Genomic DNA, 6,403 nt, shown 5'->3' with positions numbered 1-6,403 from the left:
GCCTTGCTCCAACCTTTGTTAACCTTAAATCTAATACTATGAAAAACACATTGCAAAGATACGGACTTCTGCGAACTTTGCAAATTATCCAAGAAAAATAGTATGTTTTATAACATTGATTAAGAATTTGAATTCTCGATTCTATTTTTATTAAGAGATTTCCTGATCTTATCTCTTGTTCCTAGTGAGTAGCTGCATACCATGCTGTTTCTTCTTTTTTTGAGGCCAGCGAGTGCGTACTGGGATCGGAGATTGTAATACCGGAGAAGGTATTGATTTTCACTTCTCCTCTGCTCATCGAATAGAAATATTCTGTATTTCTTTTGAATGGCACCGTACGATTGAGCTGTTCGTTGAATCGTGCCACTAGAGTTTCATCAGGGCATAATTTTGAAACATAGTCACCATAGTCAAAGAAGATAACCGGATAATATCCGTCCAGTCTCTGTAAAGAACTGGTTAGTGAAGGATCAAAAGTATATCGATGATTAATTTCTTTCATAATAGTTGCCAGGTTATCAAGTTCTGAGCAATCAGTGATAGCGATTGTTCCGCAGGGTGTGCTATAAGTGGAATAAAAAGAGTAAAAACCGTCACAGATACCGGCATAATCTACTTTCCCAATTAGATACTGACCTATCTCGGCGTATGGCATACCATACGCCATCACTTCACTTGTAGATCCTATCAGATAATCAGTCACATCTTTGAGAGCGTAGGCTACTTCAATGCTTGACATATAGCAGTCGTCAAAGAGTATATATTCCATTTTAAGTCCGGCATTGGATATTCCTTTGGCAAGTGTGGTTATATCAGTCTGATATTGGGCATTTAATCCTCCGAAGTAGCGTGTCATTGGTACATTTTCGTATTCCCAGTGCATTTTGGTACGAAGACCGCTACGTGATTTAGAATTTGATACGGGTATCCATCCCATGCCATGACAGCCGATAACCATCGAATAGCGTTTGGTGGGAGAGTAGCGTTGCACATCATTTAGGATGGATGTGATACCTTCTGCTGTGGTATATGCAGGATCTGTATAGTTCTTTAGAGTTTTATGCACACTCTTGCCATTCTCATAAGCGAGTTCAAAAAGAGTGGCTTTCGTTGCTGTGGTACACATGAAAATGATTATCCGTTCATCCTTCAAGATATTCTTTTCAACTACACTTTCAAGGTCGCTGATGTTCTGATAGAAATTGGATGTGAGATTATCAGACCAGGGGAGATACATGAATACCGTTTGTTCTGTAGGTACCGGAACTGGCTCTTCCTTTTCGCACGAAGTCATGCCAAAAGAAAGGAATAGTACGATGATAACTGATTTAATCAAATGGTGATATTTCCGCTCTGTCTTCATTGTTTTGTCAGGATTAAAGTTACTTCTTGATATATAACGTAAAAAGAGCACTTTTTGATTTATATATTCAGAATATAATCTGAATGTATCCTTTTCAAGTGTTACTGCAAATCTACTGAAAAATAATGTAATTCTACTATATACGAAAGTCCAATAGCTCACGTATGGACATAAAAAAAGGAGCAACGCCTTGCTCCAACCTTTGTTAACCTTAAATCTAATACTATGAAAAACACATTGCAAAGATACGGACTTCTGTGAACTTTGCAAATTATCCAAGAAAAATAGTATGTTTTATAACATTGATTAAGAATTTGAATTCTTAATTCTATTTTTATTAAGAGAAAAGTCAGTTAGGCATCTTGAAATCATTCGGCAAACAACCGGTGATCTTCTTAAACAGGCGGCTGAAATATTGCGGATTCCGGAAACCGAGTTCCTGCGCTATCTGGCTGAGTGTTTTATCTGTATTTATCAACCACTCTTTAGCTATCTCGAAACGCTTGAACTGAAGATATTCTTTGTACGATTTCCCCGTTTCATATTCCAGCAAATCATTGAAATATGCGGGAGAAAGACGAAGTACTCTGACGCACTCCTCAATAGTGGGAAGATCGGAGGACTGACTTTGTATAGTATTGAAATGATCATCCAAAAGACGGTCAAACCGTTCGATAATCTTTTTGTTAGCCTCATTGCGTGTGATGAACTGGCGTTCGTAGAAGCGTTCGCAATAATCAAGCAGTAGTTCGATGTATTTGGAAATGATCTTCTGACTATAGCAGTCGATACAGCGTTGCAATTCTTCATTTATTTTATCCAGAAGTTCTAGTATGACCTGCTTTTCACGTAATGAAACATGCAGTGCTTCTTCGGGACGATAAGAGAAGAAAGTATAGTCACGAATGTTCGCTCCAAGCACAGTGCCGCAGATCAAGTCGGGATGAAACGCCAGTATCCATCCTTTGGAAGGACATGTGTTGTCACTATCCTTCATACTGATTGACTCGCCGGGAGTCAGACAGAGAAGTGTCCCGTCCGAGAAGTCGTAGTATTGATGTCCGTATCTGTAGGCTTCACATTTGCATTCGCTCAACAGAATCGTGTAAAATCCGAATTTGAAATCCGTATGGGAGGATAAATCGGCTTTTGAAAGGTCGATGACACTGACCAGAGGGTGCAGCGTCTTACTCCCCATGCAGCAATTACATTGATGCACACTTCCTATCTTAAGTACTTTATCTCCCATGACGTAACTAATATCCTGATTAGTGGAGCTGTTTTTAGTTCTGTTGCTTATATTCGTTTGGCGTACATCCGACATTCTTTTTGAACAACCGGCTGAAATGCTGCGGATACTGGAACCCCAGTTCATACGCAATCTGGCTGACCGTCTGGCTGCCTTCTAATATCCGTTCCTTGGCAAGTTCTATGATCCGGTGCTGGATATATTCCTGTGCCGTTTTTCCTGTTTCTTTCTTGATCAGGTCTCCGAAGTAATTGGAAGAAAGGCAGACTTTGTCCGCAAAGTATTTTACAGAAGGAAGTCCTTCGGTAAGTGCAGTCTGATTCTGAAAATACTCGTCCAATAACTGTTCGAACTTCACGATGATATCTTTATTCGCCTGATTACGGGTGATGAATTGCCGTTCGTAGAAGCGCATGCAATAGTCGAGCAATAGTTCTATATTGCGGACAATGAGCTGCTTGCTGTGTTTGTCGATGGCATGTTCCAGTTCGATTTGTATTTTGTGGATACAGTCGGTCACGATTTCCCTTTCCTGTTCGGAGAGATGCAGTGCTTCATTCACTTCGTAAGAGAAGAAATTATAGTGTTTGATGTTCTGCCCTAAAGAAGTTCCCCGGATTAAATCGGGATGAAATAAAAGACCGATAGATTTTGTACGAATTGGTGTCTGCTTGCGGTTATCTATCCCGATAACCTGTCCCGGAGCCATGCAGACAACGGTTCCTTCCTGATAGTCATAATACTTCCGTCCATATCTGAGATCGCCACATTTTGCGTCTTTCAGAAACAGAGAGTAGAATCCGATATTCATACGATAGTAGTCTACCGTCTTTGTCGCTTTCGAAAAGTCGATCACGTTTACCAGCGGGTGCAAGGTCTCTAGTCCGAACAGTTGGTCATACTGGTCAATGCTTTCAATTTTTGTTATTTCTTCCATACGGCTTACAGTTTTGATCTGTCACAAAGATAAAGCTTTTAAATGTATCTTTCTCATTCCGGATTTGCAAAACAGTAATTTGGGTATAAGATTCAGTAATTTGTATACAATGCTGGCGGGCAGTAGGAGGCAAACTCACTTTTTCCAGCTAAATATCAGCGTGTCGGAAACAAAAAAACGGGATAATCAAGGGATGTGAATAGTAGAATTAATATATTTGTTCCTGCGAATTTAAAAAGACTTGTTTTATGAAAGCATTATTCATTGGAGGAACCGGTACGATTAGTACCGATGTAGTAGAATTGGCTCAACAGAGAGGGTGGGAGATAACATTGCTTAACCGGGGCTCAAAAAAACTGCCGGAAGGTGTGGGCAGTATCATTGCCGACATTCACGATGAGGAAGCTGTGGCGAAAGCTATTGCAGATGAAAGTTATGATGTCGTAGCTCAGTTCATCGCTTACACAGCAGAAGATGTAGAACGTGATATCCGTCTGTTCCGTAATAAGACGAAACAATATATTTTTATCAGCAGTGCATCCGCCTACCAAAAACCGTTGGCTGATTACCGTATTACGGAAAGTACCCCTTTAGTGAATCCTTACTGGCAATATTCACGGCATAAGATTGCCGCCGAAGAAGTGTTGATGACAGCATACCGTACCAGCGGTTTCCCGATTACGATTGTCCGTCCCAGCCATACGTATAATGGAACGAAACCTCCTGTAAGCCTGCATGGAAATAAGGGGAACTGGCAGATACTTAAACGTATCCTTGACGGGAAACCGGTTATTATCCCCGGTGACGGAAGTTCCTTGTGGACACTGACACATTCCAAAGATTTTGCCAAAGGATATGTAGGACTGATGGCTAACCCTCATGCCATCGGGAATGCCTTCCATATCACCACAGATGAGAGTATGACTTGGAATCAGATTTATCAAACCATTGCCGATGCGCTGGGGAAACCTCTGAACGCACTTCATGTGGCTTCCGATTTTCTTGCGAGACATGGCGGGAACTATGACTTTCGGGGCGAACTGTTGGGGGATAAAGCCGCAACGGTAGTCTTTGATAATTCGAAAATAAAACGCCTTGTGCCGGACTTTATCTGTACAACTTCGATGGCGGATGGTTTAAGGCAGTCAGTGCAATATATGCTTTCGCACCCCGAAACACAGACTCCTGATCCGGAGTTCGATTCATGGTGCGACCGTGTAGCCGATGCGATGGCTGCGGCAGACAGAGCTTTTGAAGCAGAATAAACGTTAGCTGAATAAGTGGCTCATCTTGTTATTGATGATTGAAATATCCTATTAGCATATCCTGATTAGCTATTAGCTAATCGGATTATGCTAATAGCTAATCAGAATATGCTAATAGCCGAAACAAGTCGATCATAATGAGTAGCGTAGTTAATAAAGACCGTTCCGTCCCTGCTGAACCTCGATCCGGATACCGAAATTACCATTGGAGGACTTCAGTTCGAATGCTCCCCGGAAATTATTCTTCTCCCAAGGCATGGCACTACGGTTGGGCACTTTCCATCCGTCTTTGTCATAGTCTCCGTATGTATTGATTTTCCATCCGTTTTTCAGTTTGAAGGTACCCATCTGCATGAACTGCGGTGAAGACGACAATCCCCAGCCATACCCATATCCGAAACCGGAGAAAGGGGAAGAAAATGCGTCGGTGAATCCCTGCGTATAGGTCGCGTCTGTATTCAGACGGAATATCTGATTATAGTCTTTACTTACATCCGGTACATCGAGACTGAATTTCGGAAGTTTGGGAGGGGCCACATTCATTAATCCCATATCGAGCAGGAAGCCACCGAATTCCTTTATATTGCTCGACGGAGCACGACGAATACTATCGGAAGGAACTTCCGACTGTGCGGATGCAAAACCGACCGATAATATCAGCGAAAGAAATAGAATCAGTTTTCTCATCTTCGTAAAGGTTGATTGATGACAAAGATAGAGATTTTTAGTCTGACTGCCTGCTTCCGTTATGTTTTCTTAGAGAAAAATCCTTTAAAAAGGAGTGTGCCACTGTCTCGTCGGGATGGTGTCACTATCCCACTAAGATAGTGTAAGTATCCTGTGGGGATAGTGACACTATACCAGTAGGATAGTGACACTATTTTAGAGCTTAGTTTGCAATGAGTTTATAGCCGATTCCCCGCACATTGACGATACGTATTTGCTCATCCTGCGACAACTTATGCCGCAGTTTCGTGATGAACACATGCAGACTCCGGGAATTGAAGAAACTGTCATCTCCCCAAAGTTCCAGCAGAACGTCCTGCGTATTGACCACCTGATTCCGGTTCTCACAAAGCCGTTTCAGTATTTCCGACTCGCGGTGGGAGAGTTCCTGTCTCACTCCGGCATGCAGCAATGTCTGCGCGACCGGATCGAACAGATAACTTCCTATCTCAAAACGGCTGGATACCTTTGTCTCCGTGAAGCTGAACGCTTTTCCCATCAGCGCCTTGATACGTATGATCAGTTCCTGCATGCCGAAAGGTTTTTTCAGATAATCGTTTGCTCCGAGTTCGAATCCTTCTACTACATCGTTGATGGCCGAACGGGCAGTCAGAAACAGTACAGGTGTCTGCTTGTCCGTCTGCCGGATGCGGCGTACCATTTCGAAGCCGTCCATTTTGGGCATCATCACATCGGCCACCAGCACGTCCGGTCGAAGTTCAAAGAAAAGATGCAATCCTTCTTCGCCGTCGGAGGCGGTATGGATGGTAAAACCGTTTTCCTCGAGCGTATCTTTGATAATCATGGCGAGTGTCAGTTCGTCTTCCACCAACAATACTGTAATGTCGTTTTTGCTCATGTTT

6 protein-coding genes are annotated in these 6,403 nt (G+C 42.4%); 1 reads left to right on the top strand and 5 read right to left on the bottom strand.

The features are described from left to right. Nucleotides 1-181 precede the first annotated feature (181 nt). The 3 genes from DW640_RS17340 to DW640_RS17330 all read right to left on the bottom strand — a co-directional run bounded on the left by DW640_RS17340 (nucleotide 182) and on the right by DW640_RS17330 (nucleotide 3,549). Nucleotides 182-1,363 (bottom strand): clostripain-related cysteine peptidase, encoded by a 1,182-nt coding sequence (locus DW640_RS17340; protein WP_117578754.1) that lies wholly within the window; start codon nucleotides 1,361-1,363, stop codon nucleotides 182-184. Between the two features lie 349 nt (nucleotides 1,364-1,712). Further along, nucleotides 1,713-2,612, bottom strand: a complete 900-nt coding sequence (locus tag DW640_RS17335; RefSeq protein WP_048695520.1) for an AraC family transcriptional regulator — start codon at nucleotides 2,610-2,612, stop codon at nucleotides 1,713-1,715. 34 nt (nucleotides 2,613-2,646) lie between these two features. After that, the gene (locus DW640_RS17330) at nucleotides 2,647-3,549 is read right to left on the bottom strand and encodes an AraC family transcriptional regulator (protein ID WP_048695516.1); all 903 of its coding nucleotides are present in this window, start codon (nucleotides 3,547-3,549) and stop codon (nucleotides 2,647-2,649) included. A 248-nt stretch (nucleotides 3,550-3,797) separates the two neighbouring features. Here DW640_RS17330 and DW640_RS17325 point away from each other — a divergent pair, with 248 nt between their 5' ends. Then, nucleotides 3,798-4,814, top strand: a complete 1,017-nt coding sequence (locus tag DW640_RS17325) for an SDR family oxidoreductase (RefSeq protein ID WP_117578753.1) — start codon at nucleotides 3,798-3,800, stop codon at nucleotides 4,812-4,814. A gap of 150 nt (nucleotides 4,815-4,964) precedes the next feature. Here DW640_RS17325 and DW640_RS17320 read toward each other — a convergent pair whose 3' ends face one another. After that, the gene (locus DW640_RS17320; RefSeq protein ID WP_008761403.1) at nucleotides 4,965-5,501 is read right to left on the bottom strand and encodes a hypothetical protein; all 537 of its coding nucleotides are present in this window, start codon (nucleotides 5,499-5,501) and stop codon (nucleotides 4,965-4,967) included. A 202-nt stretch (nucleotides 5,502-5,703) separates the two neighbouring features. After that, entirely contained in the window at nucleotides 5,704-6,399 is a 696-nt protein-coding gene (locus tag DW640_RS17315) for a response regulator transcription factor (protein ID WP_016267442.1), read from the bottom strand. Nucleotides 6,400-6,403 lie beyond the last annotated feature (4 nt).

This window comes from Bacteroides sp. AM23-12 (assembly GCF_003434395.1).
Taxonomy (GTDB): domain Bacteria; phylum Bacteroidota; class Bacteroidia; order Bacteroidales; family Bacteroidaceae; genus Bacteroides; species Bacteroides thetaiotaomicron.
This window is presented reverse-complemented; position numbering and strand designations above follow the sequence as displayed.